20 protein-coding genes are annotated in these 24,412 nt (G+C 64.0%); 8 read left to right on the forward strand and 12 right to left on the reverse strand.

What is annotated here, in order from left to right; genetic code table 11:
• The gene (locus B5V03_RS29985; RefSeq protein ID WP_129273996.1) at positions 1-3,372 is read left to right on the forward strand and encodes a hybrid sensor histidine kinase/response regulator; all 3,372 of its coding nucleotides are present in this window, start codon (positions 1-3) and stop codon (positions 3,370-3,372) included.
• A complete protein-coding gene (locus B5V03_RS29990; protein WP_164988380.1) occupies positions 3,356-4,282 on the forward strand; it encodes a response regulator in 927 nt (308 codons plus the stop codon). The genes B5V03_RS29985 and B5V03_RS29990 overlap by 17 nt, the downstream gene beginning before the upstream one ends.
• Positions 4,283-4,332: 50 nt before the next feature.
• Here B5V03_RS29990 and B5V03_RS29995 read toward each other — a convergent pair whose 3' ends face one another.
• Complete coding sequence (locus B5V03_RS29995; RefSeq protein WP_129273997.1) at positions 4,333-4,971, reverse strand: J domain-containing protein; 639 nt, start codon at positions 4,969-4,971, stop codon at positions 4,333-4,335.
• Between the two features lie 105 nt (positions 4,972-5,076).
• On the opposite strand from B5V03_RS29995, the gene B5V03_RS30000 reads away from it, so the two are divergent.
• Positions 5,077-5,346: a BolA family protein gene (locus B5V03_RS30000; protein WP_129274133.1), complete on the forward strand. Its 270-nt coding sequence runs from the start codon at positions 5,077-5,079 to the stop codon at positions 5,344-5,346.
• 38 nt (positions 5,347-5,384) lie between these two features.
• Here B5V03_RS30000 and B5V03_RS30005 read toward each other — a convergent pair whose 3' ends face one another.
• Genes B5V03_RS30005 through B5V03_RS30015 form a run of 3 tightly spaced genes read right to left on the reverse strand, consistent with a single transcriptional unit; the run spans position 5,385 to position 8,487 of the window.
• On the reverse strand, positions 5,385-6,689 hold the full coding sequence (locus tag B5V03_RS30005) for an HlyC/CorC family transporter (RefSeq protein WP_129273998.1): 1,305 nt from the start codon (positions 6,687-6,689) through the stop codon (positions 5,385-5,387).
• 29 nt (positions 6,690-6,718) lie between these two features.
• Positions 6,719-7,867 (reverse strand): 3-dehydroquinate synthase, encoded by a 1,149-nt coding sequence (gene aroB / locus B5V03_RS30010; RefSeq protein ID WP_129273999.1) that lies wholly within the window; start codon positions 7,865-7,867, stop codon positions 6,719-6,721.
• Entirely contained in the window at positions 7,864-8,487 is a 624-nt protein-coding gene (locus B5V03_RS30015; RefSeq protein WP_129274000.1) for a shikimate kinase, read from the reverse strand. The genes aroB and B5V03_RS30015 overlap by 4 nt, the downstream gene beginning before the upstream one ends.
• 182 nt (positions 8,488-8,669) lie before the next feature.
• Here B5V03_RS30015 and B5V03_RS30020 point away from each other — a divergent pair, with 182 nt between their 5' ends.
• The 4 genes from B5V03_RS30020 to B5V03_RS30035 all read left to right on the forward strand — a co-directional run bounded on the left by B5V03_RS30020 (position 8,670) and on the right by B5V03_RS30035 (position 12,944).
• Positions 8,670-8,816, forward strand: coding sequence for a histidine kinase (locus B5V03_RS30020; RefSeq protein WP_092030859.1), 147 nt, complete (start codon positions 8,670-8,672; stop codon positions 8,814-8,816).
• A gap of 17 nt (positions 8,817-8,833) precedes the next feature.
• Entirely contained in the window at positions 8,834-9,808 is a 975-nt protein-coding gene (gene xerD / locus B5V03_RS30025; RefSeq protein WP_129274001.1) for a site-specific tyrosine recombinase XerD, read from the forward strand.
• A gap of 188 nt (positions 9,809-9,996) precedes the next feature.
• On the forward strand, positions 9,997-10,959 hold the full coding sequence (locus B5V03_RS30030; protein ID WP_129274002.1) for an acetyl-CoA carboxylase carboxyltransferase subunit alpha: 963 nt from the start codon (positions 9,997-9,999) through the stop codon (positions 10,957-10,959).
• A 488-nt stretch (positions 10,960-11,447) separates the two neighbouring features.
• Positions 11,448-12,944: a L,D-transpeptidase family protein gene (locus B5V03_RS30035; RefSeq protein ID WP_206736203.1), complete on the forward strand. Its 1,497-nt coding sequence runs from the start codon at positions 11,448-11,450 to the stop codon at positions 12,942-12,944.
• Positions 12,945-13,168: 224 nt separating this feature from the next.
• Here B5V03_RS30035 and B5V03_RS30040 read toward each other — a convergent pair whose 3' ends face one another.
• The 7 genes from B5V03_RS30040 to B5V03_RS30070 form a co-directional block, all read right to left on the reverse strand.
• Positions 13,169-13,864, reverse strand: a complete 696-nt coding sequence (locus B5V03_RS30040; RefSeq protein WP_129274004.1) for a branched-chain amino acid ABC transporter ATP-binding protein — start codon at positions 13,862-13,864, stop codon at positions 13,169-13,171.
• Positions 13,857-14,588, reverse strand: a complete 732-nt coding sequence (locus B5V03_RS30045; RefSeq protein ID WP_129274005.1) for an ABC transporter ATP-binding protein — start codon at positions 14,586-14,588, stop codon at positions 13,857-13,859. The genes B5V03_RS30040 and B5V03_RS30045 overlap by 8 nt, the downstream gene beginning before the upstream one ends.
• On the reverse strand, positions 14,578-15,681 hold the full coding sequence (locus B5V03_RS30050; protein ID WP_129274006.1) for a branched-chain amino acid ABC transporter permease: 1,104 nt from the start codon (positions 15,679-15,681) through the stop codon (positions 14,578-14,580). The genes B5V03_RS30045 and B5V03_RS30050 overlap by 11 nt, the downstream gene beginning before the upstream one ends.
• A 5-nt stretch (positions 15,682-15,686) precedes the next feature.
• A complete protein-coding gene (locus tag B5V03_RS30055) occupies positions 15,687-16,901 on the reverse strand; it encodes a substrate-binding protein (protein ID WP_129274007.1) in 1,215 nt (404 codons plus the stop codon).
• Between the two features lie 4 nt (positions 16,902-16,905).
• Positions 16,906-17,763, reverse strand: a complete 858-nt coding sequence (locus B5V03_RS30060) for a branched-chain amino acid ABC transporter permease (protein ID WP_129274008.1) — start codon at positions 17,761-17,763, stop codon at positions 16,906-16,908.
• 36 nt (positions 17,764-17,799) lie between these two features.
• Complete coding sequence (locus B5V03_RS30065) at positions 17,800-19,314, reverse strand: amidase (RefSeq protein WP_129274009.1); 1,515 nt, start codon at positions 19,312-19,314, stop codon at positions 17,800-17,802.
• Between the two features lie 176 nt (positions 19,315-19,490).
• Complete coding sequence (locus B5V03_RS30070; RefSeq protein WP_164988382.1) at positions 19,491-20,675, reverse strand: substrate-binding domain-containing protein; 1,185 nt, start codon at positions 20,673-20,675, stop codon at positions 19,491-19,493.
• Positions 20,676-20,854: 179 nt separating this feature from the next.
• On the opposite strand from B5V03_RS30070, the gene B5V03_RS30075 reads away from it, so the two are divergent.
• Positions 20,855-21,289 carry a MarR family winged helix-turn-helix transcriptional regulator gene (locus B5V03_RS30075; RefSeq protein WP_129274011.1) on the forward strand — a complete coding sequence of 145 codons (435 nt, stop codon included), beginning with the start codon at positions 20,855-20,857 and terminating at the stop codon, positions 21,287-21,289.
• A gap of 226 nt (positions 21,290-21,515) precedes the next feature.
• Here B5V03_RS30075 and secA read toward each other — a convergent pair whose 3' ends face one another.
• On the reverse strand, positions 21,516-24,356 hold the full coding sequence (secA, locus tag B5V03_RS30080) for a preprotein translocase subunit SecA (protein WP_129274012.1): 2,841 nt from the start codon (positions 24,354-24,356) through the stop codon (positions 21,516-21,518).
• Positions 24,357-24,412: the final 56 nt, after the last annotated feature.

The raw sequence follows: 24,412 nt of genomic DNA on the forward strand, positions 1-24,412 counted from the left end.
GTGGCAGGGCGGCAGCGAATAGACCGCGTCAGGCGCCAGTACAACCAATGGGTCGCCAACCAGACGCTGGAAGACTACGCGCTGCGCTTCACCGCCAAGAGCGCGCGACGCTGGTCCGCCGCCCGCGTCGCCAACACCGCGATCGGCGCGATCTCCTTCCTGGTGCTGGAGGCGATCGGCGGCACCATCACCCTCAATTACGGCGTCACCAACGCCGCCGCCGCGATTCTCGTCGTCTCCGCTATCATCTTCTGCTGCGGCGTTCCGATTGCCTATTATGCCGCCAAATGCGGCATCGACATTGACCTGCTCACCCGCGGTGCCGGCTTCGGCTATATCGGGTCCACCGTCACCTCGCTGATCTACGCCTCCTTCACCTTCATCTTCTTCGCGGTCGAGGCGGTGATCCTGGCGACCGCGCTGGAGATGTGCCTCGGCATCCCCCGCCCGATCGGCTACCTCATCAGCGCTGTCGCGATCATCCCGCTCGTGACCTACGGCATCACGCTGATCAGCCGCTTCCAGCTCTGGACACAGCCGATCTGGATCATCCTGCACATCCTGCCCTTTGGCGCGATCGCGTGGGCCAACCCCCACTCCTTCACGGAATGGCACAAATTCGCCGGCGAGCACGGCGACCTCGGCGGCCATTTCGACCTGCTGCTGTTCGGCGTGGCCTCCTCGGTTGTGTTCTCGCTGGTGGCGCAGATCGGCGAGCAGGTCGACTTCCTGCGCTTCCTGCCGCGCGACCGCCGGACCTCCAGGACGTCATGGTGGATTGCGCTGATGAGCGCGGGACCGGGCTGGATCGTGCTGGGCGCGCTCAAACTTCTAGCCGGCTCGTTCCTCGCCTTCTTTGCGCTCAGCCACGGCGTGCCGCCGGAAGAAGCTGCCGAGCCTGCGCATATGTATCTCGTGGCGTTTCGATACGTGCTGTCGGAGCCGGACCTCGCGCTGGCGCTGACCGGCATCTTCGTGATCCTGTCGCAGCTCAAGATCAACGTCACCAACGCCTATGCCGGATCGATCGCCTGGTCGAACTTCTTCTCGCGCCTGACGCACAGCCATCCCGGGCGCGTGGTGTGGCTGGTGTTCAACGTGATGGTGGCGCTGCTGCTGATGGAGATCGGCGTCTACAAGGCGCTGGAGCAGACGTTGGCGCTCTATTCCAACGTCGCGATTGCCTGGGTCGGCGCGCTGGTGTCCGATCTCGTCATCAACAAGCCGCTTGGGCTGCGGCCACCGCAGATGGAGTTCAAGCGCGCCCATCTCTACGACATCAACCCGGTCGGCGTCGGCGCGATGACGCTTGCGATCATCGTCTCGATCGCGGCGTTCTACGGGCTGTTCGGCCCGACCATGAAGGCACTCGCCGCCTTCGTCGCGCTGACGGTCGCCTTCGTCACCGCACCTGTCATCGCCTGGCTCACCGACGGAAAATACTACATCGCGCGCAAGCCGAAGCGGAGCTGGGCGAATATCGAATCGATCCAGTGCTGTATCTGCGAACACAGTTTTGAACCGGAGGACATGACGTCCTGTCCCGCTTACGCCGGTCCGATCTGCTCGCTCTGTTGCTCGCTCGATGCACGCTGTCACGACCTCTGCAAACCGCATGCGCGCGCGCAGGTGCAATTCGCCGACGCACTCAGCAGGATTTTGCCGCAGCCGATCTATCAGCGGATCAACTCGCAATTCGGGCATTACATTGGCGTGTTCGTCGTCTCGGCCGGGCTTGTCGCGCTGGTGCTGGGGCTGATCTATCTCCAGACTTCGGCGAGCGTGCATGGCGACAACATGCTCGTCTCCAACGTGCTCTGGAAGGTGTTCTTCTCGCTCAGCATCATCATCGGCGTGGTGGCCTGGCTGTTCGTGCTGGCGCAGCAGAGCCGTCGTGCGGCGGAGGCCGAGACCAAGCGTCAAACCACGCTTCTGATCCAGGAGATCGACGCACACAAGCGCACCGATGCCGAGCTCCAGCGCGCCAAGGAGGTCGCCGAATCCGCCAACCTCGCCAAGAGCCGCTACGTCGTGGGCCTTAGCCATGAGCTGCGCTCGCCGCTGAATGCCATCAGCGGCTATGCACAGCTGCTCGAACAGGACGCGACGCTCAACACCAAGCCGCGCGATCAGGTCCGCGTCGTCCGCCGCAGCGCCGATCACCTCTCCGGTCTGATCGACGGAATCCTGGACATCTCCAAGATCGAGGCGGGACGGCTGTACCTGTCGCGCGACGAGGTGCGTCTCAGCGACTTCCTCGACCAGCTCGTCGGCATGTTCCGTCTTCAGGCCGCCGCCAAGGGGGTCGACTTCGTGTTCAAGCGGCCGGCGCATTTGCCGGTCGTGGTCTATGCCGACGAGAAGCGGCTACGTCAGGTGCTGATCAATCTGCTCTCCAACGCGATCAAGTTCACCCAGACCGGCAGCGTGCAGTTCGTGGTGCATTATCGCAGCCCCGTTGCCGAGTTCGAAGTGATCGACACCGGCCCGGGAATCCAGAGCGACGATCTCGAACGCATCTTCGCGCCGTTCGAGCGCGGTGCGCTCGGTGCCTCCCAGCCACAGACCGGTACGGGTCTCGGGCTTACGATCAGCCGTTTGCTCGCCGGCGTGATGGGCGGCGACATCAAGGTCGCCAGCACGGTTGGCCGCGGCAGCACCTTCAAGGTCAAGATGCTGCTGTCGGAGGTCACCAATCCGCAGCGCATCGCGCCGGTGGAGGCGCCGGTCTCCGGCTATCACGGGGCGCGCAAGACCATCCTCATCACCGACGACGACCCCGTTCATCGCGACCTCCTGCGTGAGGTGCTGACGCCGCTCGGCTTCATCCTGCTCAGCGCCCCTGACGGCCCCGGCTGCCTGGCGCTGGCGCAGCATTGCCGGCCCGATTTATTCCTGCTCGACATCTCGATGCCGGGTATGGACGGCTGGACCGTCGCGGAGACGCTGCGCGCCAACGGCCATCACCAGGCGCGCATCCTGATGGTGTCGGCGAGCGCGCTCGAGGCCCACGGCACGCCGCTGGCGCAGCCCTTCCACGACGGCTATTTGATGAAGCCGATCGACATTCCGCGGCTTTTGGAAAGCATTCGCCAGCTTCTCAAGCTCGAATGGCAATACGGCTCGGACGAGATCACGGCGCCGTTCTGGCGGCCAGAAAGCGGATCGAGGCCGCCGGTGCGGCACATCGAGGCGCTGATCGGACTCGGTCAGATCGGCTACGTCAAGGCTATCCAGTTGAAGCTGGACGAGATCGGCGGTGAGCATCCTGAACATGCCGACTTCGTCGCGCAGATGCGATCGCTGGTCGACCGCTTCGATCTCGACCAGTACATGGCCACATTGAAGACGTTGCATGCGTATGAACACTGAGTCGAAAAAGCGTGACGTCGCGCTCGTTGTCGACGACTCGCCGGAGACGTTGCGGCTGCTGACCGACGCGCTCGACGGCGCGGGGATGACCGTGATGGTGGCGCTCGACGGCGCGGCCGCGATGCGCATTGTCGACCAGATCACGCCGGACATCGTACTGCTGGACGCCGTGATGCCCGGCATCGACGGATTCGAGACCTGCCGCCGGCTCAAGCGCGACGCTGGCCTTGCCAATGTCCCAGTGATCTTCATGACGGGCCTCGCCGAGACCGAGCACATCGTACGCGGGCTGGACGCCGGTGGCGTCGACTATGTGACCAAGCCGATCGTGATCGAGGAGATGCTGGCGCGCATCCGCGTCCATCTCGGTAATGCCCGGTTGACCCAGAGCGCGCGTGCCGCGCTCGACGTCTCCGGCCGCTTCCTGTTCGCGGTCAACCGCCAGGGCAATATCCTCTGGGCGACGCCGCAGGCGCAAAAACTGCTGGCCGATCATCACGGCGCGCAGGCCGACGACTTCGTCCTGCCGCCCTCGCTGCTGCAATGGCTGGAACAGGCGAAAGGCAAGGGCAGCGCGAAGTCGCAAGCCGCGACACTGCCCGACAATCCGCAACTCCGCTTCTACTACATGGGCGAAACCGCGCCGAACGAATTTCTGTTGCGGCTCTCCAAGGAAGCCGGCACGACGCTACCGCCCGAATTCACCAGCGAGCTGGGCCTCACCACGAGGGAGGGCGAAGTGCTGGCCTGGCTCAGCAAGGGCAAAACCAACCGCGACATCGCGCAGATTCTGGGATTGAGCCCGCGCACGGTCGACAAGCATCTCGAGCAGATCTACGCCAAGCTCGGCGTGGAGAACCGGACCGCGGCGGCGGCGATTGCCACGAATGCGACGAGAAGGAATTCGTAGCCCGCTGTGAGAGCGCGTCGGGAACGACACCGCGAGTTTGGCTGGAGACCTTAGGCCTCCCGCACCACCGTCTTCAGATAATTATACGCCTTGATGATCTCGATCAGGCGGTCCTCGGTGGAGCGGTCGCCGCCATTGGCGTCGGGGTGGTGCTGCTTGACCAGCGCCTTGTACTTGCTCTTGACGTCGGCGAGCGTGGAATCGGGGCCGAGACCCATGACCTGGAGCGCCTTGCGCTCGGCGTTCATCACCTTGCGCGTCTCGGCCTTGGGTTGGGTGGCCTCTGGACCCTTCCGCCAGCCGGTGCGGCCGTTGAGCTCCTGGAACATGCTGAACGGATCGAAGGCGCCATTGATCTCGGCTTCCGCGCCCTTCTTGACGCCGCCATTGGCGCCCATCTTCCAGGTCGGACGGTGGCCGGTCAGCGCATCCTTCTGGTAGCGTGCGACGGCGTCCGCATTCATGCCGGAGAAGAAATTGTAGTTCTGGTTGTACTCGCGCACGTGGTTCAGGCAGAAGTGCCAGTACTCACGCTGGTTATCGCGCCCCTTGGGCGCGCGATGGGCGCCCTTGTTCTGGCACCCGGTCCATTCGCAATTGACCACGGTGTCGCGCGGCTTCACCTCCGGCTGCTTGCCTTTCGGCTTCACGCGGATGGAGTCGAAGAACTTTGATGAATCGATCGGCATGACCAACTTTGACTACGCAATGCAAAAACCTTCAAGTCTTGACATTGCAATTAGCTACCAACCCCGGGCATTGACGGGGTGCGACGACGCGCCTTAATGGCCCTCATGGTTATGAAAGACACTATCAGCAACAAGTTGCAGGAAGCTTTCACGCCGGAAAGCCTCCAGGTCGTCGACGAGTCACATTTGCACGAGGGCCATGCCGGCCATCGGCCGAGCGGCGAGACACACTTCCGGGTTTATATCGTGTCTGCCGCCTTCAAAGGGAAGAGCCGGGTCGACCGCCACCGCATGATAAATGCGGCGCTGGCCGCGGAACTTTCCGGCAGCGTGCACGCGCTGGCGATCCACGCGCAGGCGCCAGGGGAAGGTTGATCTTTCTTACCTCCCCCTCCAGGGAGGTAGGAAAGAAATCAAAACGACGTCCCCGCCCGCCTCGGCTTGGCCTCTTCCATCTCGGCATCACGCGGCACCGGTGAAATACGGAGCGCGGTGATGCGGTTGCGTTCGCGGCGGAGGACACGAAAGCGGAAGCCGTGGAACGTAAAGCTCTGGCCGCGGTCGGGGATCGAGCGCGCCTCGTGAATGACGAGGCCGGCCACCGTCGTTGCCTCTTCATCGGGCAGGTGCCAGTCCATGGCACGGTTGAGATCGCGGATCGGCACCGAGCCGTCGACCACGACCGAGCCGTCCGGCTGGGCCCGCACGCCGGCGACCACGACGTCGTGCTCGTCGGAGATGTCGCCGACGATCTCCTCCAGAATATCTTCCAGCGTCACAAGACCTTCAACTTCGCCGTATTCGTCGACAACGAGCGCGAAATGGGTTTTTCGCCGGCGGAATGCCTTCAACTGCTCGGACACGGGCCGCATCTCCGGCACGAACCAGGGCGGCAGCGCGATGGTAGAGACGTCGATACGCGAGGTATCGCCGTCCGACGCCCGTATCGCGCGCAAAAGATCCTTGGCGTGGAGCACGCCGATGATGTTCTCCGGCTTCTCGCGCCACAGGGGAATGCGGGTGTATTCGGTCGCCAGCACCTCGCGCACGAGATCTTCCGGCGGCAGATCGGCGTTGATCATCATCATCTCGGTGCGATGGATCATGACGTCGGAGACCTGGAGCTCACGCAGGTCCAGGAGGCCGCCGAGCATGTCGCGGTCCTGCTTCTCGACCTTGCCCTCGTGATGCAGCAAGTCGACCGCGCCACGCAGGCGTTCGGTCGGCGACAGGATCGCCTGGTGCTCGCCGGCCAAACCAAACAGCCGCATCAACAGGCGGACAATGACTTCCACGATCCGCAGCAGCGGGCCCAGCACGTACATCGTCAGCCGCATCGGGCGCGCGACCGCAAGCGCCATGCGATCGGGGGCGTTGATGGCGATGGTCTTCGGCAGCACCTCGGCGAAGATCACGACCAGCGCGGTCATCACGCCGGTGGCGTAGAGCACGCCGACATCGCCAAACCAGCCCGTGAAGATGCTGGTGGCGAGCGCTGAGGCACTGATATTGGCGATGTTGTTGCCGAGCAGCAGCGCGCCGATCAAGCGCTCGCGCATGTCGAGCAGTTGGGAGACGACGTCGGCGTCGTGATTGCCCTGCTTGGAGAGCCGCAGCATGCTGGCGCGCGAGGCGCCGGTCAGCGCGGTCTCGCTCGCGGCAAAAAAGCCCGAGACGAGCAGGCAGAGAATGACGATGGTGAAGCCAAGCCAGTCCATGAGGCACTCAACAGAAGTTCAGCCGCGTTTCAGGCCTTTTGCGCGAGCTTCTCTTTCAGGAAGTCGCGCACAGGAGTCGGCTCGACGTCTTTCGCGATGACGGCGCGCCCGACGGCCTCCAGCAGGATGAAGGTAAGCTTGCCGCGCTTGACCTTCTTGTCCTGCGCCATCAGGGCCATCAGCGCGTCGGCATCCGCAAGCCCTTCCTGCGCAAAGCCCGCGATGTCCTGCAAACGCGTCGGCAGGCCGGCCTCGATGAGATGCCGCTCAATGCGCGCCGCCTCGGCTTCGCCGATCATGCCGAGCTTCGCCGAGAACTGCGCCGCCAGCGTCATGCCGATCGAAACGCCCTCGCCGTGGAACAGACGGTCGGAGAATCCGGTCGCGGCTTCCAGCGCGTGCCCAAAGGTGTGGCCGAGATTGAGCAGCGCGCGCTCGCCGGTCTCACGCTCGTCGCGCGAGACGACGCCAGCTTTGGCGCGGCAGGAGGTCGCGATTGCGTGCTCGCGCGCCGAACCGCCCTTGAAAATGTCGGAATGGTTCTTTTCGAGCCAGGTGAAGAAGGCTTCGTCGCCGAGTACGCCGTATTTGGCAACTTCGGCATAGCCGGCGCGGAATTGCCGCGGCGACAGCGTGTCGAGCACGGCGGTGTCGGCGATGACCAGCACCGGCTGATGGAAGGCGCCGAGCAAATTCTTGCCCTGCGGCGAGTTGATACCGGTCTTGCCGCCGACGCTGGAATCGACCTGCGCCAGCAGCGAGGTCGGCACCTGCACGAAATCGACGCCGCGCCGCAGGATCGCCGCCGCAAAGCCGGCGAGATCACCGACCACGCCGCCGCCAAGCGCGATGACGAGATCGTTGCGCTCGATCTTGGCCGCGATCAGGGCCTCGCTGACCTTTTCGAGGCCGGCATAGGTTTTCGAGATCTCGCCTTCCTCGACGACGACGCGCGAGGTCGGAATGCCGGCGGCCGCGAGCGAGGCCTCGGTCGGCTCGAGCCAGTATTTCGCGACAGTGCGATCGGTCACGATCGCCGTGCGCACACCGGGGCGTAACGCTGCGACCCGTTCGCCGAGCGAGGCCAGCACGCCGCGGCCGATGACGATGTCATAAGCGCGATCGCCGAGCGCGACGTCGACGTTGACAGGGTCGGAATGTTTCAAGGGCGCAGTCATCGTACGGCACTCGCGACGTCGGCAGGTGGTGGGGCGGCCTGTTCGCTGCAAAGATGGGCGCGCAGCGTCTCGATGGTCTCGTCGACGATTCTGTCGTGCGGCACGTCGCGCGAGGCGATGGTGAGGTCGGCCTTGCCATAAACAGGCTCGCGCTCGGTGAGCAGGCGCGTCACGGTTCCTTCGGGGTCGGCGGTCTGGAGCAGCGGGCGGTCGGCGCGGCGGCGGACGCGGCGCATGATGACGTCGTGGTCTGCTTTGAGCCAGATCGAGACCGCTTTGGCCGCGATCCGGCTCCGCGTCTCCTCGCGCATGAAGGCGCCGCCGCCGGTCGCCAGCACGATGGGCCCGCCGTCGAGCAGGCGCGCGATCACCCGGGTCTCACCGTCGCGGAAATGCGCCTCGCCGTGGCGCTCGAAAATCTCCGGTATGGTCATGCCGGCCGCCGCCTCGATCTCGGTGTCGGCGTCGACGAAGGGCAGCTTGAGCCTGAGAGCCAGGCGGCGGCCGATGGTGGATTTGCCTACCCCCATCATGCCGACGAGCACGATCGAGCGCGCCCCGAGCGCCGACAGGATGTCGGCCTCAGGCGAAGCTTGGATCGGCAGCGCGGCGTCGGACATGAACCTTGCTCTGGATTCGCTCAATGTGCCGCCAGAGGCGGCGCCCTTTGGCCACCTATACGACCCCAAAGGGACCCTCGCCAGAGGACTCTTGCCACGAAACGGCGAACATGTTGGATGATTTCATTAGTTAATTTGCCCGCCAAGACCCCCTACCAAGACCCCGACCGAGACCCAGCACGATGCCCAGCCTGTTCCGCTTCCTGACGGCCGTCGCCGTGATCGCCGGCATCGTCTATGGCGTGGTCTTTGCGCTGGCGAACTTCGTCAGTCCGAAGTCGCGGGAAATGACGGTGACGATCCCGCCGGATAAGTTTCTCAAGAAATAGGAGCTAGCTTGCGGGGCATGCGTGCCAAATCTTCCGCTAACAAGCCCTCAGACACAAAACTCACCGGCCTGTTCCTCGACATGCTCGCGGCGGAACAAGGCGCCGGCCCCAACACGCTCGATGCCTACCGCCGCGACCTCACCGATTTCTCGGAGTTTCTTGGCCGTGTCGGCCATACATTCGCGGATGCGGAGACGCAGACCCTGCGCGACTATCTCGCCGATCTCGACACCCGCGGCTTCAAATCCACCAGCGTCGCGCGGCGGCTGTCGGCGATGCGGCATCTCTATCGGTTCCTGCTGAACGAGCGGATTCGCACCGAGGACCCCGCCGCGATCCTGTCCGGTCCCAAGCGTGGCCGCGGCCTGCCAAAGGTGCTGTCGATCGCGGATGTCGACCGCATGCTCCGCTGCGCCAAGGAACTGAGCGAGGCGGAAGATGCCTCGCCCTCCAAACGGCTGCGCGCCTTGCGGCTGTATTGCCTGCTCGAAGTGCTCTACGCCACAGGCCTGCGCGTCTCCGAGCTGGTGGCGCTGCCCCGCACGGCCGCCAAGCGCGACGCGCGCATGATCGTGGTGCGCGGCAAGGGCAACAAGGAACGGCTGGTGCCGCTCAACGAGGCCTCGCGGCAGGCGATGGCGGATTATCTCGGCGCGACGGAAGCCGCGAAGACGGAGAAGAAAAAAGACAGCCTCGCCGCCTCGAAATGGCTATTCCCCTCGTTCGGCGAGAGCGGACATCTGACGCGGCAGCATTTTGCTCGCGACCTCAAGGAGCTCGCGGTCGCCTCGGGGCTACAGGCCCGCCTGGTCTCCCCGCACGTGCTGCGCCATGCCTTTGCCAGCCATCTGCTGCACAATGGCGCCGACTTGCGCATCGTGCAGACGCTGCTCGGCCACACCGACATCTCGACCACCCAGATCTATACCCATGTGGTCGAGGAGCGGCTGAAGAGCCTGGTGCGCGACCTGCACCCGCTGGCGGAGAAGTAGCCGCCGCCGTGCAGCGGCGGGCGAAACCGCCTTGACTTCGGCCACATCTCCGCAGAAAGAGCCGGGACCTCACGGATGATTTGGTGAGCTGCCACGAGCACACAAGCCAACTCATTGAAGAAGCTACACTTCTTTCCGCGACCTCAACCTCGCTTCGCTCTCAAGCCCCGTCCCCCTATATTGAGTTGATGCCAGATCAGATGCGCAGCTATCTCGACTTCGAAAAGCCCGTCGCCGAGCTCGACTCCAAGGTCGACGAATTGCGCACGTTGGCCGCCTCCGGCACCGACATTGCCGAGGAGATCGGCCGGATCGAGGACAAGGCGGCGCAGGCGCTGGCCGACCTCTATCTGAACCTGACGCCGTGGCAGAAGACGCTGGTGGCGCGGCATCCGCAGCGGCCGCATTTCAACGATTTCATCAAGGGCCTGATCACCGAATTCACCCCGCTTGCCGGCGACCGCAAGTTCGGCGAGGACGAGGCGCTGGTCGCCGGCTTCGGCCGCTTCCGCGGCGAGGCGATCTGCGTGATGGGCCAGGAAAAGGGCGATTCCACCGAGAGTCGCATCAAGCACAACTTTGGCATGGCGCGGCCGGAAGGCTATCGCAAATGCGTGCGGCTGATGGAGATGGCCGAGCGGTTCGGCCTGCCCGTGCTGTCGCTCGCCGATTCCGCCGGCGCCTATCCCGGCATCGGCGCCGAGGAGCGTGGACAAGCCGAAGCCATCGCGCGCTCGACCGATGCCTGCATGGCGCTGACGGTGCCGAACGTCGCCATCATCACCGGCGAGGGCATGTCCGGCGGCGCCATCGCCATCACCACCGCCAACAAGGTCCTGATGCTGGAGCACGCGATCTATAGCGTGATCTCGCCGGAGGCGGCGTCCTCCATCCTCTGGCGCGACGGCTCCAAGGCGCAGGAAGCGGCCAACAACATGAAGATCACCGCCCAGGACATGCTCCGCTTCGGGGTGATCGACAGCATTTTGAAGGAGCCGGTCGGCGGCGCCCATCGCGACCCCGCCGCCATGATCGCCACCACGGGCGATGCCATCGCGAAAGCCTTCGACGAGCTGCGCGGCCTCGACGGCGACGCCATCCGCAAGCAGCGGCGGCAGAAATTCCTCGATATCGGCCGGAAACTGGGCTGATTCGGCTGGATTCGGTGCCGTAGGGTGGGCAAAGGCGCAAAGCGCCGTGCCCACTGAACTGTCGGGCGGAAGGAAGTCGTGGGCACGCTTCGCTTTGCCCACCTACGAGACCTCCCCCAGAGCGCCCCGGTAACCCCGCATTAACCCTTTTTTTGCCCAAATCAGCGATCTCAGTACCGGTTTGGCCAAAAGGCCCAAGTACGGCCCAAAGTCGCGTCCATTTAGTCTTCGTTGACCATGCCACTGGGCCAACGGGCTCGTGATCCCAGCTCGGGTTGCGACCACATGACCCAGAGGTTAGAATTTTAATCAATGGCTTCAGGGCATAAGCGCTGGAGCGTGGTCTTAAAAAAAGCCCGTCACGACGGGTCCGGATGTCCGGTCGGATCATGCTTCGAGATTGGGGTTGGCGCGATGCCCGGCACGGTGTGGGGTCCATCTTGATTTCTCGTTCGCTTGCTCGCGCGCTCTTGGCTTCGGTTGCGCTGATGACGGCCAGTGTTCTGCTGGCCGGCTGCGATACCGACCAGGTTTCGCTCGCGACCAACGCCAAGGCCAACCAGCCTGTGCCGCCAAAGCTTCTCGCCGCGATGGTCGAGAAGGACATGGATCTGCAATCGCCGATCCTGGTGCGCCTGTTCAAGCAGGAGGCCGAGCTCGAGGTCTGGAAGCAGGCTCGCAACGGCCAGTTCGTGCTGCTCAAAACCTATCCGATCTGCCGCTGGTCCGGCGATCTCGGACCGAAGGTGCGCGAAGGCGACCGCCAGGCGCCGGAAGGGTTCTACTCGATCAATCCGAGCCAGATGAATCCGCAGTCGGCCTATTACCTCTCGTTCAACACGGGCTATCCGAACGCCTTCGACAAGGCTTTGGGGCGCAGCGGCTCGCAGCTAATGGTGCATGGCGACTGTTCTTCACGCGGCTGCTACGCGATGACGGACGAGCAGATCGCCGAGATCTATTCACTCGGCCGCGAGTCCTTCTTCGGCGGCCAGAAGGCGTTCCAGCTCCAGGCCTATCCGTTCAAGATGACGCCGGTGAACATGGCCAAGCACCGGAACAATCCGAACATGCCGTTCTGGAAGATGATCAAGGAAGGCTATGATCATTTCGAGGTGACGCGGCAGGAGCCGAAGGTCGATTTCTGCGAGAAGAAGTACGTCTTCGACGCAGCCAAGGCGCCCGACGCCAAGCGCGATCCGGTGTTCGACGCCTCGGCAAAGTGCCCGGCCTATGTGATCCCCGAGGACATCGCCAACGCCGTGCGCGAGAAGCAGCAGCAGGACGAGGCTGCCTATGCCAAGCTAGTCGCCAAGGGTACGCCGATGGCGCGCATGAACACCGGCATCGACGGCGGCATGAACAAGATTTTTGCCGCGAAGATTCCGGAAGGCTCGACCGGCCTGTCAGAGGGCGCCGAAGGCACCACGCTTCAGATGCTGGCGATGGCGAAGGCGCCGGGCACGATCCCCGGCCACGTCAATCCGCCCAAGCCCAATCTCGACGCGATCGCGTCCGCGCCGCAGGAGGAGCCGGTTGTCGCGGTCAGCGCGCCCGCCGCCAACACCCGCGTCGCCGCAGCTCAGCCTGCCGAGAAATCCCAAGGCGGCTTCTTCTCCAACCTCGGCCGTAAGATGGGCCTGGGCACGGCGGACACGACGGCGACCACGCCTCCTCCGCCGCAGGCAACAGCATCCGTGGCTCCGGCCGCCACGTCCACGACGCCACCCACCGCAGCCTCCAGGCTGAAGGCCGCAGTGACCCGTTTCGTGCCGGGGCACGACGCGTCCAAGGACGCGCCGAAGCCGGCTGTAGCTGCCGCAAAACCCGTCGAGCCGGCGAAGCCCGACACGCGGCTTGCCGCAACGCGTCCGGCGCTGAAGCCGTCGGTGTCGGATGGTGCCGGTGAAGCGACGCAGATCATGGGAGCTGCGCCGGTGGTGTCGTCGAACTCGTTCGAGAGCCGGTTTGGGGCGGTGAAGTAGGAACCTCGTTCCTGTCTGGCTCTATCAAAAATCTCTCCCCGTCACTCTGAGGCGGCCGCTTCTTCAGCGGCCTCAAAGGGCGACGGCCCCGCTCCATCGTGGCCGTGCATCCTTCGAGGCTCTCCATGCGCCGCGCTGCGTCGCATGGCTCGCGCCTCAGGATAGCGGGATTGACAGGAGGCGCGCTGCGAGAGATTTGGAGGCAGCAGCTCGGCTGGCAGACCCTACGGCGCCAGATACCGCAGCAGCTCCGGATTGCCCCGCACGTCCCCCGCCTGCCCCTGCAGCGCGACCCTTCCGCGGTCCAGCACATAGGCGTAGTCGGCGACGCGGAGCGCGAGGTCGAGGTGCTGCTCGACGATGATGACGGCAATCTCCTTCGCAAGCTCGATCAGGCGTTCGGTGATCTCCTCGATGACGCCGATCCAGACGCCTTCGGTCGGCTCGTCCAGCAACAGCAGCTTCGGATCGCCCAGCATGGCGCGGCCGATCGCTAGCATCTTGCGTTCGCCGCCCGAGAGCGTGCCGGCGGGCTGGTCGAGGCGCTGGCCGAGTTTTGGGAAGATGGCCAGCACGCGGTCGACCGCATTGGCATCCTTGTTGGTGAGCGAGCCGACGGCGAGATTGTCGCGCACGGAGAGGCGCGCAAACACTGAATGCTCCTGCGGGACGTAGCCGATGCCGGCGCGGACGCGCTCCTGGGTGGCGCGGCGGCTGATGTCGCGGCCGTCGAAGGCGAGTTCGCCCTTCCATGCCGGCAGCTCGCCGACGATGGTCTTCATCAGCGTGGTCTTGCCGGCCCCGTTGCGCCCGAGCACGGCGACGCCGCCGCGCCAGGGGATGCCGAGCGTGACGTCGAACAGGACCTGGCTGCGGCCATAGCCGGCGTCGAGATGCTTGATGTCCAAAAATTCAGGCACGGCGCAGATAGATCTCCTGGACGGATTTGTTGGCCTGGATCTCGGACACCGTGCCTGATGCCAGCACCTTGCCCTGGTCGAGCACGGTCAGGCGATCGCAGATGTCGCGAATGAAATCGAGGTCGTGCTCGACGATGACGAGCGAGCAATGCTGCTTGATCGGCTGGAGCAGCTCGCCGGTGACACGGCGCTCCTCCAGGCTCATGCCGCCGGTCGGCTCGTCCAGCAGCAACAGTCTTGGCTTGCCGGCGAGCGCCATCGCGATCTCCAGCCATTGCTGCTGGCCATGCGACAGCGCGGCCGCCGCATCGAAGGCGCGGTCGGCGAGGCGAAACTGCGTCAGCATGGTCATGACCTGATCGTGCAATGCGCCGCGGGTGCGCGAGAACACGAGATCGAACAGCGAGGATTGCGCCTGCAGCGCGAGCAGGATGTTGTCGTAGAGCGTCAGCGACGGCAGCACGGATGTGATCTGGAATTTCAGGCTCATGCCGGCCCGCGCACGCTCGGTCGGCGTGAACGCGGTGATGTCGGTGTTGATGAACGAGACTTTTCCTTGCGTCGGCACTTCGGCCCCCGCGATGCACTTCATCAGCGTGCTCTTGCCGGAACCGTTGGGGCCGATCAGGCCGTGAAACTCGTTCTCGCCGACGGTGAGTGCGGCGCCGTCGAGCGCCGTGAGTTTGCCGAAGATTTTTTTGATGCCGGCGGCTTCAAGGAGCATTGCGCTTCTCCTTGATGTTCTTCTTGGCCTTGGCGCCGAAGCTGCCAACTCGCTCGCGCTCGCCAAGCACAAAACTGATCAGGCCGAGCGGGCGGAACAGGATCACGAGCAGCAGCAGCAAGCCCAGAATGATCGGCCAGATGTCGCGATAATTGTCCGAGAGCCAGAAGCTGACGCCCTCGACGATGACCGCGCCGATCACGGCACCGACCAGCGTGCCGGAGCCGCCGAACAGCACATAGAGCACGACCTGGGTCGAGACCACGACGCCGACCATGTTGGGCCAGACAAAACCTTCGTGGAAGGCATAGAGGCTGCCGGCGAGCCCCGCGACGGCGCCGCCGATCGCGAAGATGATCGCCTTGAGGTGCTGCACCTTGTAGCCGAAGAAGGCGATGCGCTGCTCGTTCTCGCGCAGGCCGGCGAGCGCGAGGCCGAATTGCGAGCGCACCAGGAAGCGGCAGAGCAGATAGACGACCGTGAGAATACCGAGCACGAGATAATAGAACGCCGGCCCTTCCGTGAATTCGTAACCCCCCACCGTCATCGGCGCGATCGAGGGGATGCCGTTCTGACCGCCGAGATAGTACCAGCCGCGCGCGAGGCGATCGGCGGCGTAGGAGCCGGTGAGCGTGCCCAGCGAGACGAAGATCACGCTGGAGGGATGCCGTCCCAGCAGCAGGAAGCCGCCGAGCAGCAGCGCGAAGGTGAGGCCGATCAGCGTGCCCGCCGGCAGCACCAGGAAGATGTTCGTGATGTCGAGGTCGCGCGCGAGCAGCGCCACGCCATAGCCGGCCGAGCCGAAGAACAGGGCCTGGCCAAAGCTCATGATGCCGGCATAGCCCCAGACCAGATCGAACGACAGCGCGAACAGCGCGAGGATGATCACGCGCGTCGCGAACACCGTGAGGTAGTCCTGCAGCACCAGCGGCGCGAGCAGCGCCGCGACGAGCACGACGCCCTCCACGATCGGCAGGACTTTTCGTCCTGCTCGGCCTTGTCCCGCCGCTGTGCCTTCAGCCATCGCCTCGTCCGCTTCGCCGCTCGCGTCAGCGACGATGGCCTCTCTTACCACACTCATGGACTTCGGCATCCGCCTCAGCATTCCTTGGGGTCGACGAGGCCGTTGCTGCGTCCGACGATCTCGTAGTTCCCACCCTTGGCGACCGCGGTGTACATCTTCATCTTGCAGTGTCGCTTGCCCGGCACCATCTCGGCCGGTCCGCCCGGGCCTTCCGCGATCTTGGCGTGGTCGAGCGCGGCGGCGACCGAGTCGCGATCGACCTTGCCGGCTTCCTTGACCGCCGCTTCCCACAACTTCAGGCCGCGATAAGTGCCGGTCGCGGCACTGCCGGCGGCGAACAGGAAGTTGCCGGGGAAGTCTTTCTCATAGGCCGCCTGGATTTTTGCGTTGAACGCATCCTCCTTGGTCAGCACCTTGAAATAGTCGAGACAGCTCGCGAGCCCCTCGATCTCGGCGGCCTGATTGATGTTGAGCGTGTTCTCGTCATAGTAGACGCAAGCCAGACGGCCGCCGTTCTTGAGGAAGCCAGCTTCATAGAGCTGCTTGAAGAACGGGCCGACGCCGGGCGGGATGACGGTGTTGAAGACGACATCGACCTTGTTGGAGATGATGCGGTTGACGGTCGCCGAGAAATCGACCTGGTCGAGTGGATAGTATTCCTCGAACACGACCTCGCCGCCGTTCGCCTCGATCACCTTGCGGGCGTAGACGTTGAGCGTGTGCGGCCAGACATAGTTGGCGCTGGGCAGTGCGAACTTCTTGCCGCCGTTCTTAATCAGCCAGGGAATGAATTCGTCACACTGCTGCGCCGGGGTCGGCCCGGTGCAGAACAGATACGGCGTGCACTCCTTGCCTTCGTAGAGCTGCGGATAGATGTAGAGCGTCTTGCCGCGCGCCACGATCGGATCCTTGATTGCGTTGCGCATCGACGAGGTGATGCCGCCGAGCACCATGTCGACCTTGTCGCGCTGGATCAGTTTTCGGACGTTGCCGACGGCGACGGATTCGTTCGAAGCGGTGTCCTCGATATAGAGCTCGAGCGGACGGCCGAGCAGGCCACCGGCATCGTTCATCTGCTTGACCAGCATCTTGGCGACATTGGCGTCCGCCGTACCGGCATAGGCGATCGGACCGGTGAGGTCGGTCGCGATGCCGACCTTGATCGGAGCCTCGGCCGCATTGGCCCAGGGCGCCGGGATCACCCAGCTGCCGACGCCGGTCGCGACCGCACCGGACGCAAAGGCGAAATTGGACAGAAAGCGGCGGCGCGAGAGCTGACGATCGAACATGTGACTAAACCCCTTTTCCAGCGATGAGGCCCTGCGGGCGGAATTTGATGAAGACAATGGCGAGAACGAAGACGAGGACGTCGGCGACAACAGGCGCCATCACCCATGGCAGCGCGGCGCTGAGCGTTCCGATGACGCCGGCGCCCGCGACCGGCCCGATGAAGGAGCCGACGCCTCCGACCATCACCGCGACAAAGCCCTGGATCAGGAAGCGCAGACCGAGATCGGCGTAGAGGCTGAACACCGGCACGATCAGCGCACCGGCAAGGCCGGCGAGCGCGGAGCCGAACGCGAACGTGGCGCCGTACATCAAGGGCGTGGAAATGCCGGAGGCGCGCGCCAGCGACGGGTTCTCCAGCGTGGCGCGCATGCGCAGGCCAAAACTCGTGCGCGACAGCAAGAGATAACAGCCGGCCATCACCAAAAGCGTGATGACGATGATGGTGAAGCGCCAAGCGGAGATGTGCATCGCGCCGATGTCGATCGAGCCGCCGACCGGTTCGGGCACGGTGAGATAGAAGCCGCCGATCAGGCCGCGCACGGATTCGCGGATGATGAGGCCGAGTGCATAGGTGCCGAGCATGGCAACGATGGGCGCGGCGTAGAAGCGCCGGATGATCAGCGCCTCCAGCACGAAGCCGAGCGCGCCGACCACGAAGGGCGCCGCGACCATGCCGGTCCAGATCGGCATGCCCTTGGCGTAGGCGAGATAGGTGATGTAGGCCCCGAGCAGGACGAACTCGCCCTGCGCGAAGTTGAAGATGCCCATCATGCTGGCGATGATCCCGAGCCCCAGCACGATCAGGACGATGATCGCACCGAAGCTCAGAATCTCGAACGCCGCGACGAATGCGTTAGCCATACGTTGCGATCCACCCCGCCTGCACCAACGTCCCTCTCACATCTTCTTCCAGTCGCCGATCTGCTCGAAGGCATGGGCGGCGCGGTAGATGGTGGATTCCTCGAACATGCGGCCGACCAGCATCAGGCCGACCGGCAGGCCGTCGACCATGCCGCACGGCAGCGACATCGCCGGATGATGGGTGATGTCGAACGGCGCGGTGTTGGAGATCATCTCCAGCGCGCGGGCGACGTAGTCTTCACGGCTCGCGGTCGGCTCCGGCAGCTTGGTCGCTTTCATCGGCGTCGTCGGCAGCAGCAGCAGATCGTAGTCATTGAAAGCCTTGTCGTAGGCCGCAGTCAGGCGTCGCGAGATGTTGAGCGCCTTGCCGTAATAACGGGGACCGAAATTGTTGTTGACGTAGGTGCCGAGCAGCAGGAACAGTTTTGTGGTCTCGGACAGCGAGTCCGCTTGCCGGCGCCAGCCGCGATGGAAATCCATCAGCGTGGTCGAATAGAGGTCGGACCGGCTCAGGCCATAGCCGTCACCGTACATCATGGTCTGGGTCATGCCCTCGGTGCCGATCGGGGTCCAGATCGCGGGTCCCATGAGGTGCATCGGGATCGAGACGATCTCGACCGTTGCGCCCAGATCCTTGAAACGTTTTGCGGCCTCGCGCACGCTTTCGTTGACGGCCGCCTCCGCGTTCGCCTGCTCAAAGCCTTCCTTCAAGATGCCGATCTTCATGCCCTTGACGCCCTGGCCGAGCGCCTTGGTGTATTCCTCAACCTTCGGTGCCTTGATGCGCGGATCGTAGCCGTCGTCACCAGCGAGCACTTCGAGCAGCAGCGCGTTGTCCGCGACCGTCGCCGTCATCGGGCCGGTGTGATCGACGAACACCTCGATCGGCATGATGCCGGTGTAGGGCACGAGGCCCCAGGTTGGCTTCATGCCATAGGTGCCGCAGAACGAGGACGGCATGCGGATCGAGCCGCCCTGGTCGCCGCCGATCGCCATGTCGACCTCACCGAGGGCTACGACGACACCGCTGCCCGACGACGAGCCGCCGGCCGAATAGCCCATCTTGTGGGGATTGTGCACGGCGCCGACCGCGCCGGTGTGGCTGCCGCCGGACATGCAGAAGGATTCGCAATGCACTTTTCCGGCGATCTCGGCGCCGGCATCGAGCATGCGCGTGACGATGGTGGCGTCGAAATCGGGGACGTAACCCTCCAGCGTCGCCGAGCCGTTCATCATGGGAACGCCGGCGAGCATGATGTTGTCCTTCAGCGCGACGGTCTTGCCCTTGAGCTTGCCGCTGGCGGCGCCCTTCACGGTCGATTTACGATACCAGGCGTTGCGCGGGTTCTCTTCCGGAGAGGGCCGATAGCCCGGCGTGCGCGGATATTTCACCTCCGGCACCTCGTCCGGCATCGCGCCGACGAGATTGTAGGCCTCGATCGAGCCCTGCATCAGGCCGCGGAACGAGGCGACGTCTTCATCGGTCAGCGCGAGGCCGCACTGGTCGGCGACGCTGCGTAGTTGGGCTGGCGTGGGAAGGACAACTGTCACGGCGCTCTCCTCAAAGGCTTCTTGATGCTTGGCTGATCCTTGGCATTGGACGAAAGCCGCGTGGTTCGCGCCTGCACGGCGCGGGCCAACCGGCTTCGCGTCGATATTACAGACGGAAATATTTTCCTTTTCAAGTATTATTTCATGACATGGCTACTACGGATCCGGACGGAGGCTCAGAGCTGCTTGATCAGCTTGAAGTCGAGGCCATCCGCCTCGGCAAGATACATCGGCATCTCGGCGCGGCCATCGCGAAGGGTCACCGGACCGCGGCCCGCCGAGTAGACAGTGTTGCGCGCGGCCTTGAGCAGCGGCCGAAAGGCCAGCGAGCCGGCGCGATTGGCCACGGACTCCAGGAACCGCAGTCCCTCATAGTTCGATTGGCCGACCGACCCGACCGGCGGTGCGTGCGGGCCGAACATCCCCTGGTAGCCGCTGAGGAACTCGTCATTGGCCTGCGAGACCATGCAGTTGAAATAGCCGGAGGCGCAGAACAGATTCTCGGTGTTGTCGGCGCCGATGCCGAGCAGCACGGTCTCGTCCATCGCACCCGCAAGCCGTAGCGTCGAGGTGGCGAGGCCGGCTTCCGCGAAGGCGCGGTTGAAGGTGATGCTATCGGTACCAATCAGCGAGATCAGCACAACATCCGGCTTGGCGGCACGGATGCGCGCCAGATGCGGCTCGTGATTGTCCTCGCCGACGGGAACGAACTCTTCGCCGACCACCTGGCCGCCCGCTTCCTTGATGTAGCGCTTCACTGAGCGATGCGACTGCCACGGCCACACGTAATCGCTGCCGATCAGGTACCAGCGCGCCGCTTTCTTGACGTCCGCGAGCCAGTGGATCGCCGGCCGGCTCGACCCGCGCGGCGTCTCGCCGATCGCCATCACGCCGGGGGTGCGCTCGCCGCCTTCATAGACCGGCGTGTAGATGTAGGGGATGCGGTTGCCGGTGACCTTGCGCAGCGCAACACGGACCGCGCTGATATGCGAGCCCATGATGAGATCGACCTCGTCGAAGCCGATCGCCTGCTCGGCGCGCCGCACCACTTCGTCGATCGGGCCGCCGGAATCGTAGATCGACAATTCGAGCTCGCGACCCAAAATGCCGCCACGCTTGTTGATCTCGGCCACCGCCAGCATCGCACTGTTGGTGGAGGTCGGGCCCCATATCCCGGGCGAGCCGGTGAAGGTGAGGAAATTGCCGATGCGGAGCTTGTTGCGCGCGCCGCGGCGCTTCATGAAATTGGAATCGACCGGAGACAGGTCGAAGTCAGCCGCCGACGACGACAGATTCCTGAACAGCAAGGACGGCGGCAACGCCGGGCCGCCGTGAGCCGGGAAGTTCACCGTCGCGCGCACGCCAACTCCTGTCTGGCACCAGACCTGAAAGCACATTGAGCAGGCGGCCGCGGCATCCGCCCTTTTGTTGTGCAATCATCCTATTTTGAAAATATTGAATATTCAAGAATTGAAGTGCATATAGATGCAGCATCGATTGCAAGACATTCACTCATTTGGGTCAAGACGAAGTCTTAGCCGTGGCAAAACCGAACACCCCGATCACCGAACATCTCGCTTATCTGCTCGCGCAAGCCAACCGGGAGATCAACCGGCAGCTGGAACTGCGCTTGAGCAAGGAAGGCGTTCCCGTCGAGCAATGGCGCATCCTGAAGGTGCTGTCGGATGGCGACGGCCATTCGATGGGCGAACTCGCGGATGCGGTGCTGCTCAATCATCCGACGCTGACCAAGATGATCGACCGCATGGTCTCCGACACGCTGGTCTATCGCGTGCAGGACCCGAACGACCGCCGCAAGGTGCTGATGTTCATCTCCGACCGCGGCAAGGTGCTGTGCAAGAAGCTCAACTCGCTCGCGGTGGACCAGGAGGAGCACATCCTGGAGAGCTACGGCGACAAGTCGACCAGCGAATTGAAGCGGCTGCTGGAGAGCTTGATCGACAGCTCGAATTGAGTGGCGGCGTATCGCGGGAGTTGCGACGCAGCCAGCCCGACGAAGACGTGGAGAGCTTCGCGCCACACGCACAACTGTCATCGCCCGATTTTAATCGGGCGATCCAGTATTCCAGAGACTGATGTGATGGAGCCGAGAGGCTGCGGCGTACTGGGTCGCCCGGTCAAGCCGGGCGACGACAGAGGAGAGTGAGGCGCCGGTGTTGCGCCTCACAAACACGTAAGCCCTACGCATACCGCCCGTGGCAGTGCTTGTACTTCTTGCCCGAGCCGCACGGGCAGTCCTCGTTGCGGCCGATTTTGCCCCAGCTTGCCGGGTTCTTCGGATCGCGCAGCGCCGCGTCGGTCGCCTGCGGGGCCAGTGAAACGTTGGCGATGGCCATTTCGTCTTCGCCGGTGTTCGGGTCGAACTTGTGCGCTTCCATCTGCGGCAGGACGGGAGCTTCCTGTTCCGGCGGGACGATCTCGACGCGCATCAGCTGCGCCGTGACCGCCTCGCGCAGATGCGCGCTCATCTCCTGGAAGAGATTGAAGGCTTCGGTCTTATACTCCTGCAAGGGATCGCGCTGGCCGTAACCGCGCAGGCCGATCACCTGGCGCAGATGGTCGAGCATGATCAGATGCTCGCGCCAGAGATGGTCGAGCGTCTGGAGCAAAATGGTCTTCTCGACGTAACGCATCACGTCGGGGCCCCATTGCGCGACCTTGGCCGCCATGTGCTCGTCGGCCTTGGTCTCGATGCGCGTGAGCAGCTCCTCGTCAGCGATGCCCTCTTCCTTGGCCCAGTCGTCGACCGGCAGGTCGAGATCGAGCACGCGCTTGAGCTCTTCCTTCAGGCCGGCGACGTCCCACTGCTCGGCATAGGCATGCTCGGGCACGTGCTTGGCGACGAGGTCGTCGATGAAGGCGTGGCGCATGTCGGCGACGGTCTCGGCGACGCTGTCGTCCTTCATCAGGTCGACGCGCTGGTCGAAGATCACCTTGCGCTGGTCGTTCTGGACGTTGTCGAACTTGAGCAGGTTCTTGCGGATGTCGAAGTTGCGCGCCTCGACCTTCTGCTGCGCCTTCTCGAGCGCCTTGTTGATCCAGGGATGGATGATCGCCTCGCCCTCTTGCAGGCCGAGACGCTGCAGCATGCTGTCGAGGCGATCCGAGCCGAAGATGCGCATCAGATCGTCTTCCAGCGACAGGAAGAATTTTGAGCGGCCGGGGTCGCCCTGACGGCCGGAACGACCGCGCAGCTGGTTGTCGATGCGGCGGGATTCGTGGCGCTCGGAGCCCATGATGTAGAGGCCGCCGGGCTTCTTCACGGTCTTGGCGGGCTTGCTACCCTTCGCCGGCTCGATCTCGACCTCTTCCTCGGCCTTCAGCACGATCTCGCGGAAGTGCTCGATGTCGGCCTTGATCTGCTCGATCTTCTTCGCCTTCTCGGCCTCGTCGGTGATGTCAGCAGTCTCCTGCTGGATGCGCATCTCGAGCGAGCCGCCGAGCTTGATGTCGGTACCGCGGCCGGCCATGTTGGTGGCGATCGTGATCGCGCCGGGCACGCCGGCTTCGGCGACGATATAGGCTTCCTGCTCGTGGAAACGCGCGTTCAGCACCGCGAACAGCTTTGCCGGCTTGCCGGCGCGGGCGGCGGCATAAAGCTTCTGCATCGAATTCTCGTTGCCGAAATCGATCTGCCGGTAGCCGTGCTTCTTCAGATATTCGGCAATCACTTCCGATTTTTCGATCGAGGCGGTGCCGACCAGCACTGGCTGCAGCCGCGCATTGGCGCGCTCGATCTCGGCCAGGATCGCGGCGTATTTCTCGTTCTGGGTGCGATAGACCTCGTCGTCCTCGTCCAGACGAGCGACCGACAGATTGGTCGGGATTTCCACGACCTCGAGCTTGTAGATGTCGAACAATTCGTCGGCTTCGGTCAGCGCCGTACCGGTCATGCCGGCGAGCTTCTCGTACATGCGGAAGTAGTTCTGGAAGGTGATCGAGGCCAGCGTCTGGTTCTCGGGCTGGACAGTGACGTGCTCCTTGGCTTCCAGCGCCTGGTGCAGGCCTTCCGAATAGCGCCGGCCGGCCATCATGCGTCCCGTGAACTCGTCGATGATGACGACCTCATCGTCGCGGACGATGTAGTCCTTGTCGCGGGTGAACAGCGTGTGGGCGCGCAGCGCCTGGTTGATATGGTGCACGATGGAGACGTTCTCGACGTCGTAGAGCGACTCGCCCTTGAGCTGGCCGGCGTCGCGCAGCAGCGTCTCGATCTTCTCCATGCCGCCTTCAGTCAACGTCACCGTGCGCTGCTTCTCGTCGACGTCGTAGTCGGCCTTGTCGAGCTTGGGCAGGAAGCCGTCGATGGTGTTGTAGAAGTCGGAGCGGTCGTCGAGCGGGCCGGAAATGATTAGCGGCGTGCGCGCTTCGTCGATCAGGATGGAGTCGACCTCGTCGACGATGGCGTAGAAGTGCGGCCGCTGGACCATGTCCTCGAGCCGGTACTTCATGTTGTCGCGCAGATAGTCGAAGCCGTATTCGTTGTTGGTGCCGTAGGTGATGTCGCAGGCATAGGCGGCCTTGCGCTCGGCATCGTCGAGGCCGTGGACGATCACGCCGGTGGTCAGCCCGAGGAAGCCGTAGATCTGGCCCATCCAGCCGGAGTCGCGGCGGGCGAGGTAGTCGTTGACGGTGACGACGTGGACGCCCTTGCCGGCGAGCGCGTTGAGATAGACCGCAAGCGTTGCGACCAGCGTCTTGCCTTCGCCGGTCTTCATCTCCGCGATGTCGCCCTCATGCAGCACGATGCCGCCGATCAGCTGGACGTCGAAATGGCGCTGGCCGAGAGTGCGCTTGGCGGCCTCGCGCACGGTAGCGAAGGCGGGAACCAGGAGGTCGTCGAGCGTCTTGCCCTCGGCGAGCTGCTTCTTGAACTCGGCGGTGCGGGCCTTGAGCTCGTCGTCGGAGAGCTTGACGATCTCGGGCTCCAGCGCGTTGATCGCGTTGACGCGGGACTGATATCCCTTCACCCGCCGGTCGTTGGCGGAGCCGAAAAACTTGCGGGCGAGCGCGCCGATCATGCCTAGTTCCTGTGTTCGCGATTCAACCGCATTGCAGCCAAGAGGTTGTCACCCGC

Origin of the sequence: Bradyrhizobium betae (assembly GCF_004123905.1) — a bacterium.
Taxonomy (GTDB): Bacteria; Pseudomonadota; Alphaproteobacteria; order Rhizobiales; family Xanthobacteraceae; genus Bradyrhizobium; species Bradyrhizobium betae_A.

What these genes read in the sequence shown, in the direction of transcription:
- B5V03_RS29990 (WP_164988380.1), top strand. Translation starts at nt 3,356, where the DNA reads ATGCGTATGAACACTGAGTCGAAAAAGCGTGACGTCGCGCTCGTTGTC.
- B5V03_RS29995 (WP_129273997.1), bottom strand. Translation starts at nt 4,971, where the DNA reads ATGCCGATCGATTCATCAAAGTTCTTCGACTCCATCCGCGTGAAGCCG.
- B5V03_RS30000 (WP_129274133.1), top strand. Translation starts at nt 5,077, where the DNA reads ATGGTTATGAAAGACACTATCAGCAACAAGTTGCAGGAAGCTTTCACG.
- B5V03_RS30005 (WP_129273998.1), bottom strand. Translation starts at nt 6,689, where the DNA reads ATGGACTGGCTTGGCTTCACCATCGTCATTCTCTGCCTGCTCGTCTCG.
- aroB (WP_129273999.1), bottom strand. Translation starts at nt 7,867, where the DNA reads ATGACTGCGCCCTTGAAACATTCCGACCCTGTCAACGTCGACGTCGCG.
- B5V03_RS30015 (WP_129274000.1), bottom strand. Translation starts at nt 8,487, where the DNA reads ATGTCCGACGCCGCGCTGCCGATCCAAGCTTCGCCTGAGGCCGACATC.
- B5V03_RS30020 (WP_092030859.1), top strand. Translation starts at nt 8,670, where the DNA reads ATGCCCAGCCTGTTCCGCTTCCTGACGGCCGTCGCCGTGATCGCCGGC.
- xerD (WP_129274001.1), top strand. Translation starts at nt 8,834, where the DNA reads ATGCGTGCCAAATCTTCCGCTAACAAGCCCTCAGACACAAAACTCACC.
- B5V03_RS30030 (WP_129274002.1), top strand. Translation starts at nt 9,997, where the DNA reads ATGCCAGATCAGATGCGCAGCTATCTCGACTTCGAAAAGCCCGTCGCC.
- B5V03_RS30035 (WP_206736203.1), top strand. Translation starts at nt 11,448, where the DNA reads ATGACGGCCAGTGTTCTGCTGGCCGGCTGCGATACCGACCAGGTTTCG.
- B5V03_RS30045 (WP_129274005.1), bottom strand. Translation starts at nt 14,588, where the DNA reads ATGCTCCTTGAAGCCGCCGGCATCAAAAAAATCTTCGGCAAACTCACG.
- B5V03_RS30050 (WP_129274006.1), bottom strand. Translation starts at nt 15,681, where the DNA reads ATGCCGAAGTCCATGAGTGTGGTAAGAGAGGCCATCGTCGCTGACGCG.
- B5V03_RS30055 (WP_129274007.1), bottom strand. Translation starts at nt 16,901, where the DNA reads ATGTTCGATCGTCAGCTCTCGCGCCGCCGCTTTCTGTCCAATTTCGCC.
- B5V03_RS30060 (WP_129274008.1), bottom strand. Translation starts at nt 17,763, where the DNA reads ATGGCTAACGCATTCGTCGCGGCGTTCGAGATTCTGAGCTTCGGTGCG.
- secA (WP_129274012.1), bottom strand. Translation starts at nt 24,356, where the DNA reads ATGATCGGCGCGCTCGCCCGCAAGTTTTTCGGCTCCGCCAACGACCGG.